The sequence below is a fragment of the Legionella sp. W10-070 genome (genome assembly GCF_900640175.1).
Lineage (GTDB): Bacteria > Pseudomonadota > Gammaproteobacteria > Legionellales > Legionellaceae > Tatlockia.
Map to the genome: position 1 here is coordinate 95,173 of NZ_CAAAJC010000008.1, position 21,182 is coordinate 116,354.

Sequence of the window (21,182 nt, forward strand, 5' to 3'; positions counted from 1 at the left end):
GGGTATTACATGAAAGTTAGTGAATTATGGTTGCGTGAGTGGGCGAATCCTTCTTTGGACAGTGAGCAGTTGGCGGCTCTTTTAACCATGGCGGGGTTGGAAGTGGATGCGATAAATCCTGTCGCTGGTGAATTCAATGGCGTCATCGTGGCTCAAGTCATGAGTACCTCGCCACATCCTCAAGCTGATAAGTTGACGTTATGTGAAGTGAATACAGGTGCCGGGAAATTTATCCAGGTTGTTTGTGGTGCAAGGAATGTGCGTGCCGGTCTTAAGGTAGCCCTTGCTCCGATCGGAGCAACGCTGCCTGGTGGTCTGGTAATAAAGGAAACAATGCTGCGCGGAGAAATGTCTCAGGGAATGTTATGTTCAGCGTCTGAACTGGGTTTGGTTGAAACTTCTGATGGCATTATGGAGCTGGAAGCAGATGCCCCTCTCGGAGCGGCGTTAAAAACTTACCTCACCTTAAATGATCGGGTATTTGACATTGACCTGACCCCCAACCGTGCAGATTGCTTTAGTATGCTTGGCATTGCCAGGGAAGTTGCTGCTCTTACGCAAGTCCCTCTTAAAGAGAAGCCTAAAGAGGCTGTTCAGCCAGCCACCGATGAAAAAATCCGTGTTGAATTGCAAGTGCCGGATGCCTGCCCGCAGTACGCTGGGCGAATTATTCGTAATATTAATCCTGAAGCATCAACCCCGGTGTGGATGGCTGAACGCCTGCGGCGTGCTGGTGTTCGCCCTATACATCCGGTAGTTGATATCACTAACTATGTGATGCTTGAACTGGGTCAGCCTATGCATGCCTTTGACTTGGCGGCTCTTGAAGGGGACATCAGGGTTCGCTTCGCTAATGCGAACGAGACGCTTGAATTGCTTGATGGCCAGCAAGTGAGCTTAAACAATAAGGTGTTAGTTATTGCCGATGACAGGAAGCCACTGGCCATGGCTGGAGTTATGGGGGGGGAGTTGAGTGCTGTTCAGGATAATACCGTGGATATATTCCTTGAAAGCGCCTTTTTTAATCCAACGATGATAGCTGGAATAGCAAGGAGCTATGGGCTTTTTACTGAATCTTCACAACGTTTCGAGCGAGGTGTTGACCCGGATTTACAGGTCTTGGCGTTGGAACGGGCCACAACATTATTACTTGAAATTGTCGGCGGTGCAGCAGGCCCTGTTTCCTTGAGCAGCAAACCAGAGAAATTACCCGCGAAGAAATCGGTTCTTTTCAATCCTGCCAAGGTAAGGCAGTTAACTGGGTTAGCAATTACCGAGGAAAGGATGCTTGCCATGTTGGAAGGGCTAGGCATGCAAGTTGGCCGAAATGATGGGATCTGGAAGGTTGGTGTTCCTTCACATCGTTTTGATATTCATCTCGATGTGGATTTAATTGAGGAAATAGCACGCCTGTATGGTTATGATAAACTTCCCGGCGACAAGGTGGCATCTGAAATTCAGGCGGGAACCATCAACCCGCTAGAGTCCCTGGCAACCTGTATTTCACAATTATTTGCTTCCCGAGGCTATCATGAAACAATCAGTTATAGCTTTGTAGACCCTGAATTACAACAGGCCCTATATCCCAATGCTCAGGCCATACAGCTACTTAATCCCATTTCTTCAGAGTTATCGCAAATGCGGGTAGGCATGTGGCCAGGCTTGCTCGCCTCGATGATTTACAATAGTCATCGTCAACAAACAGCGATCAAAATTTTTGAGCATGGGGTGATATTTGAATTGGATAAAGGTGAATTAACGGAGCATCCTTGCGTAGCAGGGCTATTAACAGGAGATTATGGCACGCTTAATTGGAGTGAAAGACAAGGCAAGTTTGATTTTTATGATTTAAAAGGTGATTTGCAGGCACTTTTTGCCTTATTGAAGCTGTCTGAGGTTCGTTTTGCTGCCGCTGAGCACCCTGCCCTGCATCCGGGAAAATCAGCCTGTATTACCATCGCAGGCCAAACAGCAGGTTGGTGTGGTGTGTTGCACCCCAGAATGGCAGATGCCCTGGAAATCCATGATGAAGTAATGCTTTTCGAGCTTCGGTTACAACCTCTTGTTAATGACATCCCTCCACGGTATCAGCAAATTTCAAAGTTTCCTCAAATCCGTCGGGATTTGTCATTTTTGGTCGATAACGAAGTAAATGCAACAGAAATTGAAGCGATAGTACAGCAGGTTGTCGAGAGCAACTATTTGAAATCATTTGATATATTTGATGTTTATACCGGGGAAACGATTCCTGAGGGAAAAAAGAGTCTGGCGATTGCATTGACTTTACAAGATGATAAACGCACTATGGTTGATACAGAGATTAATTCGATAATCAATGCTATAATCAAAAAACTTAATGAAGAATTTGCCATTATATTGAGGGACTAACCGTGAACGCGCTAAGTAAAGCAATGATTGCAGAAACTTTATGTAACGAACTAAATTTGGCTAAGTCGGATGCCAAGGAAATGGTTGAGCAGTTTTATGAAACATTAAAGGACGCTTTGGAAAATGGCCAGAATGTCAAGTTATCGGGTTTTGGCAATTTTACTTTGCGTGACAAGCCTCAACGCCCGGGAAGAAACCCTAAAACAGGCGAAGAAATTCCGGTTGTAGCTCGTCGTGTGGTTACTTTCAAGCCGGGTCTTAAGCTAAAAACAAAGATTGAACAGCGGGGAAATTAATTCGTTGAATCATTATGCCAAGCATGTGTTCCTATGCACTAATCAGAAGGTTGCGGGCAAGCAATGTTGTGCTTTAACCGGTGGCGAACCGTTTTTTTCCTATATGAAGATGAAATTACTGGAACTTGACTTACACGGTCCTGGCAAAATAAGAGTCAGTAAATCCGGCTGCCTTGGGCGGTGCAGCGTGGGGCCATGTATGGTTATTTATCCTGAAGGCGTTTGGTATAGCTATGCAACCCAGGATGATATTGATGAAATTATCGAGTGCCATTTAATGACTGGTGGCCGGGTTGAACGCTTACTTATTCCGGATTAAGCATTTGTCGCCTGCTTCCGTCAAGAGTGGGGTGCGATTAAAACTAGTAATTACCCACCAACCGTAGTTTTAATTGCAGCCGTTATTGTGTCGAAATTGACATCTTATTTGTTGGTAAATCAAATTGACAAGTAAAATTTGACAAAACTTGCAAGAATTTATTGCATTTATACTTGTAGGTTATCAGAGTTTTAGTTAAAATCGCCCTCCATGATTGAAAGATTGCCAATAAGGCGGTACGGAGTTAATTTAATGAAAACATTTAGCGCCAAGGCACATGAAGTCAAGCGTGACTGGTATGTGATCGATGCTAGTGATAAGGTTTTAGGGCGTCTTGCTACCGAGATAGCCCGTCGCTTACGTGGTAAACATAAGGCTGAATATACCCCCCATGTCGATACAGGTGATTATATCATTGTAACCAATGCGGAAAAGGTAACTGTAACTGGCCGTAAATTTAAAGAGAAGATGTATTACCACCATTCTGGATTTCCTGGTGGGATTAAGGAAACTTCTTTTGACAAGCTGCAGAAAAAAAATCCGATACGGATTATTGAGTTGGCAGTAAAAGGAATGCTTCCCAAGAATCCTTTAGGTAGGGAAATGTATCGTAAGCTGAAGGTATATGCTGGTAATGAGCATCCGCATACAGCACAGCAACCCAAGCAATTAGAGATTGAGGAATAAGTATTATGGCTGAGAGACAGCAGTACTATGGTACTGGCCGCAGAAAAAGTTCAACAGCTAGAGTTTTCTTGCGCCCAGGAAAAGGTGAAATTAAAGTTAATAATCGTTCGCTTGAAGAATATTTCGGCCGTGAAACTTCATGCATGATAGTTCGTCAGCCTTTAGAAACTGTCGATGTGATGGGGAAATTTGATATCTATGCCACTGTAGTCGGTGGCGGAATTTCTGGTCAGGCAGGCGCTGTGCGTTTAGGTATTTCTCGTGCGTTGGTTGCTTATGATGAAGTGGATTTAGCGGAAAATGCTGAACCTAATCCTAACTCTTATCGTAGAAAATTACGTTCTCGCGGTTTATTGACCCGCGATTCAAGACGTGTAGAAAGAAAGAAAGTTGGTTTACACAAAGCACGTCGTGCTACTCAGTACTCCAAACGTTAATTCCTGTTTCCAATCCCCGCATTCAGCGGGGATTTTTATTTCCCCGCTATATAAGCAATTTTTCCGGATTATATTTTCTCCTTCTGATTCATATTAAAGAAACCTAATAAAATAGGTGTTATATGACTCATATCCAGAGGTTATATGATCTAAATAATGATTTTGCTCGATGCAGGTGGTAATCTGTCATTTTCAAATGTGTAATTCTTTGTTATAACTGCATTTAACGTTTTCTTTTCTTATGGTTAAGTAAAACAGAATTAGGGAATAAAAAACAGGATGCATAAACGTGATTGATGATAGTGAACCTACTCAAAATGATAACCCTGCAGAAGAAGCAATTGACGAGCAAAGGCGCAAATTTTTATTGGCGACTACAGGTGTTCTGGGAGGTGTAGGCGTTGCCTGTGCGTTGACTCCTTTTATTTCTTCGTGGCTGCCCAGTGCCAAAGCTCAGGCAGCCGGGGCACCAGTGCAGGTTGACTTGAGTAAGATGGAGCCAGGACAACAGGTTACAGTGGAGTGGCGAGGAAAGCCCGTTTGGATAATTAGACGCACCCAGGAAATGCTGCAGCATTTAAGCGATTATGATGATCAGTTGCGTGATCCTCAATCTTTGGTAGAGCAGCAACCTGTCTATGCCCAAAATAAATATCGGTCGATAAATCCTGAGTATCTGGTATTGGTAGGAATTTGTACTCATTTGGGGTGTTCACCCAAATATACTCCAGAAGAGAACGAACTTGGTCCCGACTGGCCAGGCGGTTTTTATTGCCCCTGTCATGGTTCCACTTTCGATCTGGCGGGTCGGGTCTTTAAAGGTGTTCCTGCTCCTATTAATCTGGAAGTTCCACCTCATTATTTCCTTAGCGAGCAAGTAATTGTAATTGGCGAAGATAAAAAGCAAGGATAATTGGCAATGAAGGGATTAATTAATTGGCTGGATTCGCGTTTTCCCCTGATTAGCACCTGGAAAGAGCATATCGGCGAGTATTATGCGCCCAAGAATCTTAATTTCTATTATTATTTTGGCTCTCTGGCAATGGTGGTATTGATAAACCAGTTAGTAACGGGTTTATGGCTGACTATGTTTTATACCCCAACTGCAGGGGAGGCGTTTAACTCGGTAGAATACATTATGCGTGATGTCAACTATGGTTGGTTATTGCGCTATATGCACTCTACCGGAGCTTCTGCATTTTTTATTGTAATTTATCTGCATATGTTCAGAGGGTTATTGTATGGCTCTTACCAAAAGCCCAGAGAGCTTATCTGGATTTTGGGAATGGTTCTCTTCCTCCTTTTAATGGCTGAAGCTTTTTTCGGTTATCTGCTTCCTTGGGGACAAATGTCTTATTGGGGGGCGCAGGTTATCACTTCACTTTTTGGAGCAATACCCTATGTAGGAGAGGATGTAGCTACCTGGCTGCGCGGTGACTATAATGTTGCGAATGCTACATTACAGCGTTTTTTTGCATTGCATGTGATAGGGGTGCCTCTGCTCCTGTTGTTGCTGGTTTTCCTGCATATTGTTGCATTGCACAGGGTGGGTTCTAACAATCCTCAGGGAGTGGAAATTAAGAAACACCTTGATGCCCATGGGAAACCTCTGGATGGTATTCCCTTTCACCCTTATTTTACGGTAAAAGATTTTGTAGGAATTATCGTTTTTTTAATTCTTTTTTTTGCTGTGGTCTTTTTTATGCCTGAGATGGGGGGGTATTTTTTAGAACATGCCAATTTTGTTCCTGCAAATCCAATGGTAACACCTGAGCACATTGCTCCTGTATGGTACCTGACTCCGTTTTACGCCATGCTAAGAGCGATACCTGATAAATTATTTGGCGTGATTGTCATGGGAGCCTCGATCGCAATCCTGTTCTTTATTCCCTGGTTAGACAAGAGTCCAGTACGCTCAATGCGTTATAAGGGATATTACTCAAAATATGCACTGGCTGCTTTTGTTATCAGCTTTTTTCTCCTCGGGTACCTGGGCACAGTTATCATGACTCCTTTCAAGCAATATTTAGCGCGGATTTTTACAGCAATTTACTTTGCCTACTTTCTGCTGATGCCTGTCTATACACGTTATGAACAGCATAAAGAAGCGCCTGAGAGGATAGCAAAATGAATAAAAAACAGGTTATTGCCTGCCTTATCAGTTTGGTCATTAGTTCATTGATCCATGCTGCATCGGTTGCCAAATTGCTGCCTGTCAATATTGATGTCAGTGACCAGAGCAAATTACAGCGGGGTGCGAAAATATTTATGAATTATTGCTCAGGCTGTCATTCCTTGAAATATATGCGTTATAACACAATGGCAAAAGATTTGGGCTTGACAACCTTTACTGGTGAAATAGATACAGACTTGCTGTTTAATAATCTGATTTTTACCACTGCAAAAATTCATGATCCAATTGAAATTAGCATGCCCGCTATTGATGCCAGGCAATGGTTTGGCATCATGCCGCCGGATTTGTCTTTGACAGCCCGAGAACGTGGAGCTTCCTGGATTTACACTTATCTGAAGAGCTTCTACGCGGATGATAGTAAACCCTTTGGCACCAATAATCTGCTGGTTCCTGATGTGGCGATGCCCAATGTCCTGGAACCGCTTATTGGTCGTGTGGCGGCAGTAAAAGGTGATACAGAGTCAGCAATTTCTCATTTGGTTCTGGTGGCGCCAGGAGAAATGAACCAACGGGAATTCAATAGTACCGTGGAAGATTTGGTAACTTTTCTTAGCTATGTGGCAGAGCCTGTTCAGTTGGTGCGTTATCGCATCGGAATTATAGTAATCTTATTTTTAAGCGTCTTCTGGCTGCTCGCTTATTTACTTAAAAGGACTTACTGGAAAAATATTCATTAACCCGGCCGATTATAATCCTGGGTACTGTTGGATTTCTGTTAATCTGACTCAAGAGAAAAATGTCTGGTTATTGGCATCACAAGGATAAATTTATGCTAAAATGGTGCCTTTTGCATACTTGTATGTGAGTTAACAATTGACGAGGAGTTGCTGATGGCTATTGTTGCAAAACGCACGATAATGTCTTTGTATTCTGATAATGATGACGTTTATAGTCATCAGGTACGGATAGTTTTGGCCGAAAAAGGGGTCAATGTAGAAATACTGCATGCCAAACAAGAAGACGTCCCCAGCGATTTATTTGCAATCAATCCCTATGGGACAGTGCCTACACTTCTAGACAGAGAACTGGTTCTTTATGAAGCGCGCATCATTATGGAATATTTGGATGAGCGCTTCCCCCACCCACCATTGTTGCCTGTATACCCAGTTGCTCGAGCCGAAGCACGTAAAATGATGTACCGTATTGAAAGAGACTGGTATTGTTTATTACAAAATATCAACGCCGGCAATGAAGTCGAGCAGTCTCGTCAGTACTTACTGGAAAGTCTGGTAAGTCTTGAGCCTGTATTTGCTGACAAGCCCTATTTTCTATGTGATGAATTCTCTTTGCTTGATTGTGCTCTTGCTCCCTTGCTATGGCGTCTTCCCCAGCTGGGCATAGAAATTCCCGCGAAGGCTAAAAGCTTGCATGCCTATATGCAGCGCCTGTTTAAGCGAGATTCCTTTCAGACGAGTTTAAGTGATATAGAGAGACAATTAAGAGCAGCCTAATGATGAATATGACTTCTAACAAGCCTTACCTTATCAGAGCTATCTACGATTGGATTGTTGATAATGATTTAACACCTTATGTTCTGGTGAATGCTGATTATCCAGGTGTACAGGTTCCCCAGCAACATATTGCTGCTGGACGAATAATATTAAATATTTCGCCGAAGGCATGTCGTGGCTTGCATCTTGAGAATGACAGAATAGTATTTACCGCTCGTTTTTCTGGACAAAGCCATCAGATCTTTATTGCGCCGCAAGCAGTTCTGGCTATTTACGCGAAGGAAAATGGGCAGGGAATGGAATTTGGAGAAGATGGCCATGCCGAACCGCCGCTCCCATCTAAATCAGAAAAAGAAACAAAAGGACGCAAACCGGCATTAACTCTGGTGAAAAAGGATAAAGAATAAAAATCCGGTTTACTGGAATGGAGAAGTGAGGCGATGACGATTGAAAAGATTCCTCTTTATCAAGCCAGACAGATTCGTCTCTGTGAACAGTTGGCCCTCAATGATTTAGGATTATCTGAAGAAGAGTTAATGGAACGTGCTGGCTCGGAGGCATTTTCCAGCCTCATTAAATTATACCCTGCTATACGAAACATCGTTATCTTCTGTGGCGGGGGGAATAATGCTGGCGATGGTTATGTTCTTGCCCGGCTTGCCCATGAGAAGGGTTATACTGTCGTCGTTAATCAATATAAAGCTGCTGACGATCTGCCACCAGCGGCTCGTCATGCAGCTTTAGCGGCTATTGCAGCAGGAGTTGACTGCCAGGACTTGGATGAGCCCATTGATTCCGAAGCAGAATTGATTGTAGATGCCCTGTTGGGAATCGGTATGCTTGGAGCGGTTCGTGGACCATTGGTATCAGCAATTAGCCAGATGAATGACAGTGGCCTGCCTGTTCTGGCGCTTGATGTGCCTTCCGGTTTAAATGCTGACACAGGGCAGGTAATGGGATGCTGTGTTCATGCCGCTGCAACAGTAACCTTCATCGCTCACAAGTTAGGGCTTATGACATTGGATGGTCCTGATTATTCTGGCAATGTGGTTTGTTGTAGTTTGCAACTTGATGGCTGTGTAGCATCGATTTCCCCCGCAGCTTATCTATTGGATGAAAATCTACGTCGAATGTTACTGCCCCGGCGATTAAAAAATTCTCATAAGGGGCAGTTTGGCCATGTTCTGGTTATCGGTGGTGGTCATGGGATGCCTGGTGCGGTTTATTTGGCTGCCCAGGCTGCGTTAAGGGTTGGAGCTGGCCTGGTAACTATTGCTACAAGGCCGGAACATGCCGGGCATGTTTTGCCTGCACTGCCAGAAGCGATTATTTATGGTATTGAAGAAGTTGACCAGCTCGCACCGTTGATTGCGAAAGCAAGTGTTTGTGTTCTTGGGCCTGGTCTTGGGGATGATGAATGGGCAACTGCCTTATTCAGTAAAGCAATTGCTTCCCAGCTGCCGATTGTAATTGATGCCTCTGCCTTACGTATTTTAGCAAAAAACCCACAACAGGATGATAACTGGATCTTGACACCGCATCCTGGTGAAGCAGCTTGCCTGCTGAATTGTTCAACTACAGATATCCAGAAGGACAGGTATCAGACTGCTATTTCATTGCAGAATCATTATGGAGGAAATATTGTTCTTAAGGGTGTGGGGACACTGGTCTGTACTGAGGAAACCAAGGTTTATCTATGTGATGCAGGTAATCCTGGCATGGCAAGTGCGGGGATGGGAGATGTTTTAAGCGGGGTCATTGCTGGCCTTTTGGCCCAGGGGTTGTCACTTCCTGATGCCACTAAACTGGGAGTATGGCTCCATGCCAAGGCGGGTGATGCTGCGGCTGCGGCAGGAGAGCGTGGCTTATTAGCCAGTGACCTAATGCCGCAGTTGCGTCACCAGGTCAATTTTCAGGTGAACTAATGATGATTCAGATCGGATTAGCAGATGAAGCCAGCAGTGAATCACTTGCTTACCGCTTGGCTGGCTGTTTGTTTTCGCCATTGATTCTGGCCTTCAGTGGTGAAATTGGTTCAGGGAAAACCACCCTTATCAGGGCAATGTTAAGAGCGCTGGGAGTAACAACAGCCATTAAAAGTCCCACATTTTCCCTTATCGAAAGTTATCAATGTAATCATCTGCAAATTCATCATTTTGATCTTTACCGTATTCACGATGAAGCTGAGCTGGAGTATATTGGCTTTAGAGACTATTTTAATGAAGACGCTGTTTGCTGTATTGAATGGCCAGAAAAAGCTGGCCAGAGCCTGGAGCAAGTGGATATCCATTTTGAGCTCACTCTCAATGGGGACGGACGGTTGTTGACTGTGCAAGCATCAAGTCCGGCGGGTGAAGAAATTTTGTCATGCCTTGCAGGTAACCAATGAATATAAAAGCGTTTGCATTTTGTTTGTTAATGGCAGGATGTTCCATAGTAATGGCGGCAAAGTTACTATCAGTCGAAGTGAAACAGCAAGCAGGTACGCCGTCAGTGCTGTTTACCCTCGATAAGGCCGTAACTCATCGGGTGTTTACGCTTACCAATCCCAATCGGGTTGTGATTGATTTTGAGGGAACGGATTTAACCGTTAATTTAAGTCAAGTCAATCCAGGCCGAGAATTGATTAAATCCATTCGTAGTGGCTATCCGAGTCCTGGCACGTTACGGTTAGTATTTGAAGTTGATCAGGCGGTTATGACACAAACAAAACCCATGCACTCTGCCAAAAAGCATCGGCTTTTACTGGGCCTGTCTGTAAATGAGGACTTGCCTGCTTCATCCCAACAATCCGCTGCAACGACTAAAGCTGTAGCGAAGAAAGCAATGACAACTCCTGTCGCAGTCCGGCACCTCCCGAAAAAATCGTTACGAGATGTTATTGTGGTCCTTGATCCAGGGCATGGCGGTAAGGATCCAGGGGCCATAGGCCCAAGACGCAACCAGGAAAAAAATATCACCCTGGCCATAGCTCAAAAATTAAAGGCTATCATTGACAGGCAACCCGGAATGAGGGCAGTTTTGACCCGCCATGGCGATTATTATATCGGACTGCGTGAGCGATTAAAAATGGCAAGAAAAAATAATGCCGATATTTTTATTTCGATTCATGCTGATGCATTCATCAATAGACACTCCAGTGGTGCCTCCGTTTTTGCCTTATCACAATCAGGCGCTACCAGTGAGGCGGCACGTTGGCTTGCTGAAAAAGAAAACTACTCTGAGCTTGGCGGGGTTAATTTATCGGAGCTGGATGATCAGAATGGCCTGGTACGGACTGTGTTAATTGATCTGTCGCAAACTGCTACAATCGGAGCCAGTTTACATATGGGGGAAAGGGTGTTGCGTCATTTGGATAAAATTACCAATTTGCATAACAGCAAGGTTGAGCAAGCTCGTTTTATGGTATTAAAATCGCCGGATATTCCCTCTATTTTGATCGAAACAGGCTTTATTTCCAATCCCCGAGAAGAAAGCAACCTCAGCAGTGCTGCTTATCAGGGAAAGCTAACTCAGGCTATTTTTGATGGATTGAAGCGTTACTTTTGGGATTACCCGCCCCATGGGACTCAGATTGAAGCCTTGACTGGAAGTAGCAATCTTCATTTGGTGCGCAAAGGCGAGTCCTTGCCGCAAATTGCTGCTAAATACAATGTGAGCATTACTGCCTTGCAAGCAGCTAATCATTTACCGGATAGCCGATTAACAGTCGGACAAAAACTGGTTATTCCCGCATCACTGGCATGAGAATACGACAATTACCGCCAGCCATAGCCAATCAGATTGCTGCAGGGGAAGTCATTGAGCGACCGGCTTCAATCGTCAAAGAGCTATTGGAAAATGCGCTGGATGCCGGGGCAGATTCAATCAATATTGATATTAATTATGGCGGATTAAACCAGATCAGGATTAGTGATAATGGTATTGGCATTGTGGCAGATGATCTTCCTCTGGCGGTTGCTGCACATGCTACGAGCAAGATCAGTCAGCTTAAGGATTTATACTCAATTTCCAGTATGGGGTTTCGGGGGGAGGCATTGGCAAGCATTGCTTCCGTTTCACGCTTAGCGATTAGCTCTAAGCCTGCCGGACAGGATCATGCGATGCAATTGTTTACCGATGGGCAAGGTATTCATTTGCAACCCTGTGCCAGAACGCAGGGAACAACCGTTGATGTGCGCGATATTTTTTTTAACGCGCCGATCAGGAAAAAATTTTTAAAAAGCGAACGGGTCGAGTTTCAGGCAATAGAGGCAGTGGTCAGGCGTTTTGCATTAAGTGCCTTACAAGTCGCGATTAATCTCAGCCACAATGGGAAACAGTTATTAAAATTACCGGCGACTTCTTGCCATGAAACAAGAATCGCACGTATTCGCAAAGTACTGGGAAAAGCCTTTATCGAGCAGGCGAGTGAGGTTGATATAGCGTATTCAGGATTAAAATTAACGGGTTGGCTGGCAAATGCCAATTATCAACGTAGTCAGAACGATAAACAATGGATTTATGTTAACAATCGCATGGTTAAAGACAAGTTGTTGAGTCATGCCGTTAAACAAGCCTATGAAAGCATTCTTTATCCAGGGCGATACCCTGCTTGCTTATTGTACCTGACAATTGCTCCCGAAGAGATTGATGTGAACGTGCATCCTACTAAACACGAAATCCGTTTTCAGCAGCCTCGTCTGGTTCATGATTTCATCACTTCTCAAATTCAACAGATCCTACAGGCTCCCACGGTAAAAGAATATTTGCCTTCTCCGATTTCAAACAAGGTTCCATTACAACTTTGCGAGCCTGCTTCTGCAACTATATCACCACAGCAGGATAGCTTGCCTGAAACCATCGAGCACTGGCTAACTTTGAATGATGCTTTTGCCTTATTATTTTTAAAAGGCAAGCCTTATTTAGTAGATGTGGCATACGTTCAATGTCACTGGCTAAAATCGATGTTAGCCAAACAACCGATGCCACTGGCCAGCCGCCCGTTACTGGTCCCAATCAGTTATTCAGTAAAATCGCCTGAGATGGTTGACAGACATAAAGAGGTATTAAATCAGGTGGGTATTCAATATAGTTGGGTTGCTGAAAATGCAATTTTAATCCGCTCCTTACCTGTGGCGGTTCCTCATTTGGACCTGAGGCGTTTCCTGGCGGCTGTATTCCAGGAATCCTTCCATTCAAATTTGAAAATACTGGAATTATTAAGCATGCATCAAACAGTTGATCTAAAAAATATGCTCCAGGAAGAAAAAGAAGTATTAGTGGCTTATATCTATACTCTGGATTATCATAACAAGGACGTTCAATGGTGCAAATGCCTGTCAAGCGAATTCTGTCGGGATCTGTTCAATGGCTAAAACGATTTTCTGTTTAATGGGACCAACAGCCTCAGGTAAAACAGCCATGGCTTGCGAATTGCTGAAATTATTCCCTTTTGAACTGGTTAGTGTAGATTCGGCAATGGTTTATAGGGAGATGAATATCGGGACAGCAAAACCAAGTCCTGAGGAACTGAAAGAAGCACCTCATCATTTAATTGATATTCTCGACCCCAATGAAAGCTACTCTGCGGCACAATTTTGCGAGGATGCAGTAGAGCTTGTTGAGGCCATTTACAAGCGCGGAAAATTCCCCTTGTTGGTAGGGGGAACCATGATGTATTTTAATGCCTTGCAACAAGGCTTATCTCCCTTACCCCAGGCTAATGATGCTATTCGTGCTGAATTATTACAGCAGGCAGCACGTCATGGATGGTCTTATTTGCACCAGCAGCTAAAACAAATCGACCCGCTGTCTGCCCAACGGATTCATCCGAATGATACCCAGCGTATTCAACGTGCTTTAGAGGTGTTTCATTTGACCGGGAAACCTTTATCATTCTTCTGGTCGGAGCAAAAGGGAGCTGCCAGGTATCATTTTATTAATTTAATTTTGTTTCCCAAGGATAGAGCCTGGTTGCATCAGCGAATCGCCATACGCTTTAAGCAAATGTTGGCGAATGATTTGGTTGGCGAGGTGGCTCAGTTACTGCAGAAGTGGCAATTACCGCCTACCTCTCCCTCGATGCGCAGCGTTGGTTATCGCCAGGTCATAAATTACCTTGCGGGGGATTATGATTATGATACCTTGTCCCTTAAAGGTATTGCTGCTACTCGACAACTTGCTAAAAGGCAGTTAACCTGGCTTCGGAACTGGCAGGAAGCACTCTTCTTTGATTGTCAATCAGAGACAATCAAAAATGAAATCGTGGCGCTTGTTAAGGAAATATTGGATAATGCAGGTAAAAATTGATAAAGCGGCTGCCATAAACCCTTTAGGCTTTGCGAAAAAATTGGTTCACAGAACCTAGGCTAAGTTTTATTTATGTAAAAATTCTTGAGATTTTTAGAGGAAAGCGATGTCTGAAAATACTGAAAGTAAGAAAATACCAGCCAGTACCCAAAGAAGTTATGTGGTTCATCACCGTGATCTGCCCTTAAGTTGCCCTACTGATGAGATGATCCTGTGGAATGCTCATCCAAAAGTTTACTTGCCTATTGAAAAAACCGGAACAGAGGTTTGTCCTTACTGCAGTTCCTGTTTTGTTTTAGAAGATGATTAAATCGATTTGCATTGTACGGTTGTCGGCATTAGGTGATGTTTTAATGCTTGTGCCGCTTATCCGTACGCTACAGAGCAATCTGCCTGATGCATCGCTGACTTGGGTTATCTCGCGTCCCGCCTATGAACTTGTTGAGGGCATGGAAGGTGTTGAGTTTGTTGTCATTAATAAGCCCAATAGCCTGGTTGACTATTGGCGATTTAGACAGCGTATGAAGGGACGCTGTTTTGATATCTTGTTGGCATCTCAGGCAAGCTTTCGCGCTAATTTACTGTACCCTTTTATTCGAGCAGTACGTAAGATTGGTTATGATCCACTTCGGGCGAAGGATGGCCATGGTTGGTTTATTAACGAGACAATTACACCGGGGCAGGATCACACGCTGGAAGGGTTTTTAAAATTTGCCCAGGCCCTGGATCTGCCAAAAAGGGATTTACGTTGGGATTTGCCAATTAGCGACGCCGACTATCAATGGGCACGTACCCATTTGCCCCTAGGCCCTGTTTTGTTGGTAAACCCTGCAGCAAGTAAACCAGAAAGAAGTTGGCTGATTGAACGTTATGTGGAAGTCATTAACGAAGCGAAAAAACGCTGGCAAGTGCAGGTGGTTTTGACTGGTGGCCCTGGTGTTTATGACAGGCAGCTGGCTGATGCTATTCTAAAGCAGGTTCCCTGTCTTGATTTGGTGGGGAAAACCAAGCCCAAGCAGTTACTGGCGCTAATAAGCCAGGCTCAAGCCTTATTATGCCCCGATACAGGTCCTTCGCACATGGCTGCCGCGGTTAACACACCGGTAATTGCGTTGCATGCAGTAACCAGTTCCGAGGTTTCAGGCCCCTATACCTTTAAGCATTTGGCAGTTGATTGTTACCCCCAGGCTGTTGAGACTATCCTTAAAAAAAGAGTAGAGAACAATCCTTGGGGAACCCATGTTCACGGTGAAGAAGCAATGAAACTTCTCCAGGTCAATGCGGTGCTTGCCAAGCTTGAGCAAGTCTTTGGCCAGTAGTCAGTGGGGTGGTAATGGCTGATATGTTCTGATTAACAGGATTCTCTTTTCTATAATTTAACATTTGTTCACTTGTGGTTAGCAGTAAAATAGCATATTTTGTAAACATAGGTAGTATTTCTTGTCCAGCTAACAGCATATTCCAGGAAGCCGGACTGCAGGTGTGGTGAGCAAGCTTATTAAGTTAAGAAGCCTGAAGCATCTCAAGAGGCGTCCACTTTGTAACATAGAACTGAGACAAGAGTACTATCTAGACTTTTAATCCCCCATTATGTTTCTCACTTTGATTAGCTACAATAATTTCATTACGCGGATTTCAGATAAATACGGTAATATGGAGCAATCACCAGAAACAACTTATGGAATCTGTCGCTAACGGGCATTTCAAAATTTCAGCAAGCAATTGTAAATCGGGGGTTTTTACAATATTAAGAGATTAGGTTGAATCCTGTTTCCTGTACCTCATCATTTGATTCTACCTCAAGTTTGGGCAATGGTTTTTGGGGAGTTATCTTAAAACTGCTCAAAGGCCAGGCAATGGAGGGGCTATTGGGAATGCTCCTTGGCAAACTTATCATGCTAGTGCTTTCATTCTCAAAACGGGTTAAGCTTATTGCTACCGGGAGATACAGACTTCTGCCGGGAAGTGCAACTGGGTCGGTCAATAATTTTTTAATAAGCACCTCCCTGTCACGGGAATCTAAAGGGAGTAATTCATATTGAGTGGTGTGTTCATGAGCATCCTCAGCCTGGTTTGTAAGGAAAACATGTTGTAGATAGCTGCTGTGGCAATCTGCGTAGAAGGGTGCAATAAACTCAACTGTTCCAACTGGATTGGCCTCTGTTTTTCTAAATGAAACAGAGGTAATTTTTGTCTTGGAAAATTCAAAACGCAAGGTATTGCTGCCCTTAATGCCGGCTATTTCTTCTTTTAATTCAGTCAGTGCTGTTTCAGTAACCAGGTTTTTACCCTCATCCTCATAAAAATTAAGTCTTTCTTCTGTATTATGAGCTTCCAGAAAACCACCCGGAACAGAATAGAGTCCGAGCGAGGTCCTTTGTAATAGCATGGACATTCCATTGCGGGTTACTAGTGGCGCAAGAACGCCTGTTTTAAAGGCGTTAAGTTGATAAAGACTGCTATTTTCAGGGAATTGTTTATTACATAAGGCTACAATGAAAGAATAGGGAACCCGCTTGGCTTCCAAATAAAGAATATTAGAACTTTCATCGTACATTACGCCGGTAATAATCATTTGTTTACCGTCATAAAAATGTGGATTTTCATTCTGTTGTTCTTCAACAACTTTTAAACGCGACTTTTCCTCTTCCCTGGTCAGGTTTACTTCAGGCAGATCATCATAAAAATCAGCAGGCTCCAAAGAGGAAACCTGCTTTATAAAGATAATGTGCGGAGACTTGCTAAACTCAAAACTTGATTGGATGGTGTAGGTATCGAAATTAATTGCTTCCTGTTTAGTATCATTTGAATGAGGGCGAAGTTCTGACGTTGGGTTTTGGCTATTTACCGAGTTTTCCCACAGTTGTACAAGATCTAACATCAGATTACCTTCTAATACGATGAAATTTATATGAATCGTCTATAATTTGCTAACCTGACTTCTATGTCAATTGCATACCTTGCTCTAATGCTATTTCCTCTTGTAGCCAGATAATCTCATGACAAGAGCCGCCAGTACTATTTCCATGTAAAGGTTGATTCTTTTGGACTGCCTTTGTGTTTTGTTTTAACACCTGGACAAGACAGTGAGATTAAAACAGCGAAGAAATTGCTGGGAGATGAGCTATCAGAGTATTTATTAGCCGATAAGGCTTATGATAGCAATGAATTTCGTGAGGCGTTGAAAAACAGAGGAACCACCCCTGTCATCCCATCCAAAAAAAATCGCATCATACTTATAGAGCATGATACGCATATATACAAAGAGCGTAATTATGTTGAGCGTTTTTTTAATCGCGTCAAAAGCTTTAGGAGAATTGCTACACGTTATGATAAAACTGCTGCCATGTTTCTGGGAGCACTAACTTTAGTAAGTATTATATTGTGGCTGAAACTTTAAAAACATGCCCTAAGTCATCTTCGGTTATTAAACGTAAAATAGTTCGCTGAGTTTTAATTTCTGGTTTCATCTTTCATCATCTATCCTTTCTGGGGCAAAAGTTGGTTCATTAGATTATAGCATCGGAGGAATTTGTGGGTAGGTAATTGGTCGAGGTAGAATTGAGATCCACTATCCTTTCGGTTTATCACCATCCCTGGTGGGGTCTCAATTTCTCCTCGTTACTTCATGATAGCAAAATGAGATGCCTTTGAAAGAGCGGATTCGCTCAATATGATGTGAGATATCTCTTAGATGTTAAATGGGTATCATTCCAATGATACGAGCAGGGGCTTCAGTGGCTTGGCTTATTTTAATGGGTAAGGTAAGAATCCAACTTCCAGTTGCGGGAAGTTTATGCGCATTGGCGACATTTTCGATAAGATACTTACCGTTTGATAAAAACAGGTGATGAACAGGAAATCCTGAGCTGGGCGTATCAGGAGAAAGGGTATCTATTCCTAGAGCCGCTATACTACGTTCAAGTAATAACTCTGCAGCATCAGAGCTGACCGATGGAAACTGAAGGTTATTACGATACTGCTGAGGGTTATTCCAATATTGCTCCCAACCGGTAAAGAAAAGTACAACGCTATTTTGAGGTATTTTTTCATGTTGTTTTTCAAATGATAAAATATCTTCGGCGGAAATGAAGTATTGCTCATGTGATTTTGTACTGACATCAATGACAATGCCTTGCGCGATCAAGTGATGGTTATTGATACTGAGCTGCTCAATGGTATCCCTATCTGGGTTACAGTGTGCTGGCGCATCAATGTGGGTCCCTATGCCTGCAGGTAATGACACATGTTGAACCTTAAATTTGATATCGGTATCACAATCTTCATAATTTAGCGTATTTTTTATTTCAAACCCACATCCTAAGTCCCAGCCTGGGGTCTCAGTACTTAGCGTATGGGTTAGGTCTATAATTTCAAAAGGAAAAAAACCCATGTTCAATTTCTCTTTAGATACTGGTTATAAATAGGATACAAAAGGATGGGGAGAAAAGGTACCAGGAATATTCGAGTTGTCAAACCTGAGAATGCCGGAGACAGGCCACAGTTAACCAGTTGCATTATTCTGACGTTTGATAAAAGAATTCTGTTGCAAAAACGACCTGATAATTGGCGAACCTACCCTGGATATGTCTGCTGTTTTGGTGGTCATGTCGAGGAGGGTGAACATCCGTTACAGGCGATATGCAGAGAATTGCAAGAAGAGCTTGGAGCGAATGCTGTTGAAACAGACGTTACTCCATTGAGCTGTTATTCTGAATCGGTGACCAATTTTAAAGAAATCGTACATGGATTTTTCTGGCATGATAAAGGCGACACAATTAGCGACTGTTATGAAGCTGAGACGTATTACCTCAATCACATCTCAGAATTAAATAATGTCCCTTTGGTGATGGATGATGTACCGTGGCTAATAGAATGTTCAAGGGAGAAGGGACTTTTACCAGATAACGTTACCTAATTTTAAACAGTTGATCTCCTCCCTATAAATAGATCCACTTTAAACTAGAGAATCTGGCAAAATATGAATTAATGAAAAACGGGGTATTTACCATGAAACGCAGTAAATTTACAGAAGAACAAATATTATTTGGTTTAAAGCAGGTCGAGCTAGGCACAAGCGTATCGGAGGTGTGTCGGAAGCTTGGCATCAGCGAAGCGACATTTTATATATGGAAGAAGAAATATGGGGGGCTTGGTGCCTCGGAGCTTAGGAAACTGCGTCAATTGGAAGATGAAAACAAGCGCCTGAAACAGCTGGTTGCTGATTTAAGCCTGGAAGGAAAAATTTGTAGGCTGAATTTGACCTGACAGACACTTCTGAAAAACTGGCAACTGTCAGATCAAGTTTGAACTACTACATATGATTTTAAGAGGAAATTTGAATTATCCTGTCAGCCATTTTTATTGACTCTTCTCGATGGGCAATAATAACCTGGGTAACATCCAGACTTTTTAAAACATCATTAATTTTAATCTCAGTTTCAATATCAAGGTGACTGGTTGCCTCATCCAAAAATAAAATCTTTGGATTCTTATAAAGTGCTCTTGCGATTAAAACTCGTTGTTTTTGTCCGCCAGATAAGGTGCTACCTAAATCTCCAATCAGCGTCTCGTACTTCATTGGCATTTTCAAGATATCCTGATGAATCTGAGCCATTTTTGAAACTTCATAAACTCTACTCATATCAATGTTGGTATCCATAAATGTTATATTATCAATGATAGACCCACTGATTAGTGTATCGTCCTGCATGACTGTCGCACAGATATTTCGATAATGACTAAGCCTAATGCTGGATAGAGCAAAATCATCAATAAATATTTCACCTGAAGAAGGAGACAATAGGCCCAAAAGAATTTTTAAAAGAGTTGTTTTGCCAACGCCAGATGGTCCTGTAATGGCAACTTTTTCACCTTGTTTAATGTGAAAAGAAATATCTTTTAATATCCAATTTTGATTTTCATCATAACGATAGCTCAAGTGACTAGCCTTAATATCCCCAGAAATATTTGTTGTTAATTGCTTGGGTTTATCATCATTCTCTGTGTGCTGTAACAGGATATCGGCTACTCTATTTAATTGTACGGATATTAATTTATAATCGAATATTTTTTGAATAAAAGAAGATGATTTGTTAACCAGGCTTTGTCGATATGCTAGAAATGCCATCAACATACCAACTGAAAACTGATTTTTCATCACTAATACTGCACCAATGGCAATTACCAAAATATGCTCAATATTAAATACAAAAATATTGCCCACATTATAGAGGATATTTACTCGAGAAATTTTTATGTCGGCATTCATTGCTTTGATAAAATGATTTTGCCATCCTTGAAACATGGATTTCTCTTTGGAATAGAGCTTTATTGACATAATGCTCTGAACAATTTCTAAAAATTTTGAATTAACTTGGGCATGTTCGTTGATTGATAACTCGGTTTGCTTTTTGTGATGTCGGTAAGCCAGAACTCTAAGACCAGTATAAATGGTTAATGCAAATAATACGGCTAATGTAAGCTTTACGCTGTATATCAACATAATAACCAATGCTAAAATAATAACAAATCCATCTAATAATGTATTTATCGAATCAGTGGTTATTTTACTTTGTATCTCATTAATCGAATGAAACCTGGATAATATATCCCCTTTGTGACGTCGTTCAAAATAACTATAGGGTACTTTCAATAAATGATGCATGACGCCAGCAGAAAAATATTCTGACATTCTATTTGTTAGATAAACGACAAAATGGCTTCTCATATACTCAATAAAGGTATGACAAAATGTAAGGATTAAAAAACCAACAACAATAACATATAAGTTATTAATATTATTGGAGCTTGTTACGCCATCAGTTACATATTGAATGAATAATGGATTTATCAACATAAATATTTCAATAGAAAATGATAATAGCAATAAAATGACAAAACTATGGTTTAATCCTTTGATATTTTTGAATAGTTCAATCAGTGATAATTTGTTTTGAGCTTGAATAGGGGAAAAAAAATCATTTTTATTCACTTCTAAAACAATGCCGGTAAATGAACTTGAGAGACTGTAGATAAAATTGTGTAACTGTCTATCATAAAAGCCTTTGAGGCTAAGGATAGAGAGTAATGAATAGAGAAGAATTAGAAACATTTGCC

21 protein-coding genes and 2 pseudogenes are annotated in these 21,182 nt (G+C 42.3%); 20 read left to right on the forward strand and 3 right to left on the reverse strand.

Annotation, left to right across the window (positions count from 1 at the left end):
* The first annotated feature begins 9 nt into the window (after window positions 1-9).
* The 17 genes from pheT (at window position 10) to E1O65_RS05070 (ending at window position 15,382) form a co-directional block, all read left to right on the forward strand.
* A complete protein-coding gene (gene pheT / locus E1O65_RS04990) occupies window positions 10-2,388 on the forward strand; it encodes a phenylalanine--tRNA ligase subunit beta (RefSeq protein WP_133132493.1) in 2,379 nt (792 codons plus the stop codon).
* Between the two features lie 2 nt (window positions 2,389-2,390).
* Window positions 2,391-2,684: an integration host factor subunit alpha gene (locus E1O65_RS04995; protein WP_133132494.1), complete on the forward strand. Its 294-nt coding sequence runs from the start codon at window positions 2,391-2,393 to the stop codon at window positions 2,682-2,684.
* 4 nt (window positions 2,685-2,688) lie between these two features.
* On the forward strand, window positions 2,689-3,003 hold the full coding sequence (locus E1O65_RS05000; protein WP_133132495.1) for a (2Fe-2S) ferredoxin domain-containing protein: 315 nt from the start codon (window positions 2,689-2,691) through the stop codon (window positions 3,001-3,003).
* Window positions 3,004-3,255: 252 nt separating this feature from the next.
* On the forward strand, window positions 3,256-3,690 hold the full coding sequence (rplM, locus tag E1O65_RS05005; RefSeq protein ID WP_133132496.1) for a 50S ribosomal protein L13: 435 nt from the start codon (window positions 3,256-3,258) through the stop codon (window positions 3,688-3,690).
* 5 nt (window positions 3,691-3,695) lie between these two features.
* A complete protein-coding gene (gene rpsI / locus E1O65_RS05010) occupies window positions 3,696-4,127 on the forward strand; it encodes a 30S ribosomal protein S9 (RefSeq protein ID WP_133132497.1) in 432 nt (143 codons plus the stop codon).
* A 289-nt stretch (window positions 4,128-4,416) separates the two neighbouring features.
* Window positions 4,417-5,040 carry a ubiquinol-cytochrome c reductase iron-sulfur subunit gene (petA, locus tag E1O65_RS05015; protein WP_133132498.1) on the forward strand — a complete coding sequence of 208 codons (624 nt, stop codon included), beginning with the start codon at window positions 4,417-4,419 and terminating at the stop codon, window positions 5,038-5,040.
* Window positions 5,041-5,046: 6 nt separating this feature from the next.
* The gene (locus tag E1O65_RS05020; protein WP_133132499.1) at window positions 5,047-6,258 is read left to right on the forward strand and encodes a cytochrome b N-terminal domain-containing protein; all 1,212 of its coding nucleotides are present in this window, start codon (window positions 5,047-5,049) and stop codon (window positions 6,256-6,258) included.
* The gene (locus E1O65_RS05025) at window positions 6,255-6,998 is read left to right on the forward strand and encodes a cytochrome c1 (RefSeq protein WP_133132500.1); all 744 of its coding nucleotides are present in this window, start codon (window positions 6,255-6,257) and stop codon (window positions 6,996-6,998) included. Before E1O65_RS05020 ends, E1O65_RS05025 begins: the two co-directional genes overlap by 4 nt.
* Window positions 6,999-7,151: 153 nt before the next feature.
* A complete protein-coding gene (sspA, locus tag E1O65_RS05030) occupies window positions 7,152-7,772 on the forward strand; it encodes a stringent starvation protein SspA (protein WP_133132501.1) in 621 nt (206 codons plus the stop codon).
* Between the two features lie 2 nt (window positions 7,773-7,774).
* The gene (locus E1O65_RS05035; RefSeq protein WP_133132519.1) at window positions 7,775-8,179 is read left to right on the forward strand and encodes a ClpXP protease specificity-enhancing factor; all 405 of its coding nucleotides are present in this window, start codon (window positions 7,775-7,777) and stop codon (window positions 8,177-8,179) included.
* Window positions 8,180-8,212: 33 nt separating this feature from the next.
* Window positions 8,213-9,697 (forward strand): NAD(P)H-hydrate dehydratase, encoded by a 1,485-nt coding sequence (locus E1O65_RS05040; protein ID WP_133132502.1) that lies wholly within the window; start codon window positions 8,213-8,215, stop codon window positions 9,695-9,697.
* A 2-nt stretch (window positions 9,698-9,699) separates the two neighbouring features.
* Window positions 9,700-10,161: a tRNA (adenosine(37)-N6)-threonylcarbamoyltransferase complex ATPase subunit type 1 TsaE gene (gene tsaE / locus E1O65_RS05045; protein WP_133132520.1), complete on the forward strand. Its 462-nt coding sequence runs from the start codon at window positions 9,700-9,702 to the stop codon at window positions 10,159-10,161.
* Complete coding sequence (locus tag E1O65_RS05050) at window positions 10,158-11,519, forward strand: N-acetylmuramoyl-L-alanine amidase (protein WP_165474906.1); 1,362 nt, start codon at window positions 10,158-10,160, stop codon at window positions 11,517-11,519. Before tsaE ends, E1O65_RS05050 begins: the two co-directional genes overlap by 4 nt.
* On the forward strand, window positions 11,516-13,129 hold the full coding sequence (gene mutL, locus E1O65_RS05055; RefSeq protein ID WP_133132503.1) for a DNA mismatch repair endonuclease MutL: 1,614 nt from the start codon (window positions 11,516-11,518) through the stop codon (window positions 13,127-13,129). Before E1O65_RS05050 ends, mutL begins: the two co-directional genes overlap by 4 nt.
* Window positions 13,122-14,063 carry a tRNA (adenosine(37)-N6)-dimethylallyltransferase MiaA gene (gene miaA, locus E1O65_RS05060; protein WP_133132504.1) on the forward strand — a complete coding sequence of 314 codons (942 nt, stop codon included), beginning with the start codon at window positions 13,122-13,124 and terminating at the stop codon, window positions 14,061-14,063. The genes mutL and miaA overlap by 8 nt, the downstream gene beginning before the upstream one ends.
* Window positions 14,064-14,169: 106 nt before the next feature.
* On the forward strand, window positions 14,170-14,373 hold the full coding sequence (locus E1O65_RS05065) for a zinc-finger domain-containing protein (protein WP_133132505.1): 204 nt from the start codon (window positions 14,170-14,172) through the stop codon (window positions 14,371-14,373).
* Entirely contained in the window at window positions 14,366-15,382 is a 1,017-nt protein-coding gene (locus E1O65_RS05070) for a glycosyltransferase family 9 protein (protein WP_133132506.1), read from the forward strand. Before E1O65_RS05065 ends, E1O65_RS05070 begins: the two co-directional genes overlap by 8 nt.
* A 428-nt stretch (window positions 15,383-15,810) precedes the next feature.
* Here the strand turns inward: E1O65_RS05070 and E1O65_RS05075 are convergent, their stop codons facing one another.
* The gene (locus tag E1O65_RS05075) at window positions 15,811-16,944 is read right to left on the reverse strand and encodes an NUDIX hydrolase (RefSeq protein ID WP_133132507.1); all 1,134 of its coding nucleotides are present in this window, start codon (window positions 16,942-16,944) and stop codon (window positions 15,811-15,813) included.
* A 132-nt stretch (window positions 16,945-17,076) separates the two neighbouring features.
* Here E1O65_RS05075 and E1O65_RS05080 point away from each other — a divergent pair.
* A pseudogene (locus E1O65_RS05080) lies at window positions 17,077-17,463 on the forward strand (IS5 family transposase); the annotation flags it as partial.
* 297 nt (window positions 17,464-17,760) lie between these two features.
* Here E1O65_RS05080 and E1O65_RS05085 read toward each other — a convergent pair.
* Window positions 17,761-18,456, reverse strand: a complete 696-nt coding sequence (locus E1O65_RS05085) for a cyclase family protein (protein ID WP_133132509.1) — start codon at window positions 18,454-18,456, stop codon at window positions 17,761-17,763.
* 45 nt (window positions 18,457-18,501) lie between these two features.
* On the opposite strand from E1O65_RS05085, the gene E1O65_RS05090 reads away from it, so the two are divergent.
* Together E1O65_RS05090 and E1O65_RS05095 are read left to right on the forward strand one after the other, a co-directional pair.
* Window positions 18,502-18,981, forward strand: a complete 480-nt coding sequence (locus E1O65_RS05090; protein WP_133132510.1) for an NUDIX hydrolase — start codon at window positions 18,502-18,504, stop codon at window positions 18,979-18,981.
* Window positions 18,982-19,073: 92 nt separating this feature from the next.
* Window positions 19,074-19,301, forward strand: a pseudogene (locus E1O65_RS05095) (transposase); the annotation flags it as partial.
* Between the two features lie 88 nt (window positions 19,302-19,389).
* On the opposite strand, the gene E1O65_RS05100 reads toward E1O65_RS05095, so the two are convergent.
* Window positions 19,390-21,182: peptidase domain-containing ABC transporter (locus E1O65_RS05100; protein ID WP_133132511.1), on the reverse strand; the 1,793-nt coding region annotated here is incomplete at its 5' end.